This is a genomic window from Clostridia bacterium (assembly GCA_019683875.1).
In the GTDB taxonomy this organism is placed as follows: Bacteria; Bacillota; Sulfobacillia; order RBS10-35; family Bu92; genus Bu92.
Genome location: JADGHN010000167.1, coordinates 1 through 2,867, shown reverse-complemented (window position 1 = coordinate 2,867; position 2,867 = coordinate 1). Strand labels below are relative to the sequence as shown.

The window sequence follows — 2,867 nt, the reverse complement described above, 5'->3', positions numbered from 1 at the left end:
GCGCGGCGGGCCGATGCCGCGCCCGCATCAGGCCCGCGCGCCGTCGCCCCGCGGATCTGTCGCCGAGGCGTCGCCGTCCGTCGCCGGGCGGGCGCCGGAGGCACCCGCTGCCGGTTCACCCGTCACCGGCTCTCCCGCTGCGGCTCGCTCGTCACCGGCTCTCCCGCCGCCGTCTCGCCCGCCAGCTGGCGGACGACGTGGAACAGGGCGGTCTGGTCTGCATCCGCCAGGCCCTGGGCCATCGCGGCCGCATAGAACTGCGCGGCCAGCGCCGCGCCCGGCACGGCCACGCCCAGCCGGCGCGCTTCGTCGAGCGCGAGCACGAAGTCCTTGTACCGGTTGGCGACGCTGAAACCGGGCTCGAAACGGCCGCTCTTCACGCGCTCGCCCGCCAGGGCGAGCGACACGGAACGCGCCGTCGAGTTCTCGAACACCTCGAGCATCTGGTCGAGGTCGAGGCCCGCCTTCAGGCCCATCACGAGCCCCTCGCAGGCGGCGAGCATGTTGATTCCGCCGATCATGTTCGCGATGAGCTTCATCGTCTGCCCCGCGCCGGTGGGGCCCACATGGTAGATCCTCCGGCCGACCGCCTCGAACACCGGCCGCGCGCGCTCGACCTGCCGCGCATCGCCCCCGATCATGATCGTGAGCGTCGCCTGCCGGGCCCCCTGCTCGCCGCCGGTGACGGGCGCGTCGAGGAACGCGGCCCCGCGCTCTTGCAGCGCCGCCGCCACCTCGCGGGCGGCGGCGGGGGAGACGGTGCTGAAGTCGATGTGCAGGAGGCCCGGTCGCGCGCCGTCCGCCACCCCCTCGGGCCCGAGGGCGACGACGCGCAGGTCGTCGGGACCCGTCACGCACGTGCAGACGATGTCCGCCTGGCGCGCCACCGCGGCCGGCGACGGGGCCCATTCGGCCCCCTCGTCGAGGAGAGGCCGGGCCTTGGCGGCGGTGCGGTTGTACACCGTGACGGGGAATCCCGCCCGCAGCAGGTTGCGGGCCATGTGCCCTCCCATGATGCCCAGGCCGATCCAGCCGATGCGTTCCCGTTCCGCCATCGCCATCATCCTTCCCACGGCCCGTAGAGTTGCGTCTCAAGGGCGGCGGCCCTCGCCTGCGCCAGCCCCGGCGGCACCCAGCGGAAGCGCACGCGCTGGCCCGGGCCCAACTGCGCGGCCGAGTCCAGGGCGGCGCTCGTGAGGACGGCCGCCCGCGGGTAGCCGCCGGTCGTCGGGTGGTCGCGCAGGAGGACGATCGGGCCGCCGTCCGGCGGCCACTGCACGAGACCGGCCACCGCCGGCTGCGACGGCGCCGTGGCCGGCTCCCCCGCGGGGCCGGGGGCGGGAGCGCCCGCGTCCGGCACGAGGCGCAGGCCGCTGCGGTCGCCGTGCGGTCCGACGCGCCACGTCGCCTGCGCCAACGCGGCCAGCGCCTTGGGGGAAACTTCCCAGAGCGCATCCAGCGGGACCGCGTCCAACAGAACGGCACCGTCGGCCGCGACCGGCGGGGGTGCGGCCGGCGGAAGGGCTGCCGGGTCCAGCCCCGTCCCTGCCTCCCGCCCCGGGACCGGCCCGAAGGCGTCCGTCCACAGGTGATCGCCCGCGGCGAGGGGCCGGCCGTAGCCGCCGAAGCCGTTGCGGACGTCCGTCGACGCGCTGCCGCCGACGACGGCGCCGGCGAGCCCGCCGCGCACCGCCACGTACCCGCGTAGGCCGGCGCGCCGGCGCGCGGCGCGGAGCACCTGGCCGGCCTCCACCGCGAACGCGGTCCCAAGGGGCACCTCGACGCCGTCGACATCCCAGCCCAGATCGGCGCCGTCCAGCGCGATGACGACGCGACGCAGCGCCCGCAGGCGCAGGCCCCCGAGGAGCAGTTCAAGCCCGGCGGCGCGCGGGTCGTTGCCGACGCGCGTGTTGGCGCGGGCCAGGGCGGGCCGGTCCAGCGCGCCGGACGGCGGGTAGCCGTACGCGCGCCCGTGGCGCGGGCGGCCGTCCTGCACGGTGGACTGGACCCCCGGATGCTCGACGATGAACGCAGCGTCCGACGGGGACCGCCGCGGGGGTCCGGCCGGCGCGACGTCGCGGGTTCGGTGGGCCGTGTCGCTCGCGTCGTCCGCGGGGCGGAATTGGACGAGGTCGCCGGGACCGAACACGGCCGGCGGCTCGCGAAAAGGGTCGAACACGCCGATGTCCGTGCGGCCGATGAGGTGCCAGCCGCCCGGCCCTTCCCGCGGGTAGACGGCGGTGTAGCCGGCGGCCAGGGCCACGGCGCCCGCGGGCACGCGCACGCGGGGCGCCGCGCGACGGGGGACGGCGAGGTCGGGGACGGGGCCGAGATAGGCGAACCCGGGAGCGAACCCGAAAAAGGCGACCGGCACGGGGCGGGCCGTGTGCCGGCGCACCACCTCTTCCGGGGTGGCGCCGAGCAGGGCGGCCACCTCGTTCAAGTCGGGCCCGTCGTCGCCCCCGTAACGGACGGGGATGACGACGACGCGACCCTCGAGCGGCGTGGCGCCCGCGGGATGCGGCCCGGCAGCCGCCGGCTCGGGACCGGGGTGCGCCGCGTCCCGCGGCGAGGGCCCGGCCGCGGCCGGCCCCCGCCCCGCGGCGCCCCCCGCGCTTTCGGCAAACTGCCGCTCCAGCCACCTCGCCGCCGGCGCCGCCGCGCGGGGGTCGAACTCCACGACGAGCTCGCTGGCGCTGGCGGCGTAGCCCGCGATGAACGGCGGCGCGGCGGCGAGGTGGGGCAGGAGCGCCCGCGCGGCGGTGCCCCGGAAGAGCCAGGCGCGGTCGCCGAAGGGCAGGCAGCCGGGGACGGCGGGGGCGATCGCGGGCGGCGCCTCGCCCGCGCCCGCGCCGGCGCCCGCGCCG

Annotated in this window: 2 protein-coding genes; both read right to left on the bottom strand. The window is 77.9% G+C overall.

The window, feature by feature from the left end; genetic code table 11:
- Positions 1 to 122: 122 nt before the first annotated feature.
- Positions 123 to 1,055 carry an NAD(P)-dependent oxidoreductase gene (locus tag IRZ18_09400; protein ID MBX5477320.1) on the bottom strand — a complete coding sequence of 311 codons (933 nt, stop codon included), beginning with the start codon at positions 1,053 to 1,055 and terminating at the stop codon, positions 123 to 125.
- Between the two features lie 5 nt (positions 1,056 to 1,060).
- On the bottom strand, positions 1,061 to 2,867 hold a 1,807-nt coding region (locus IRZ18_09395), incomplete at its 5' end, for a carboxyltransferase domain-containing protein (protein MBX5477319.1).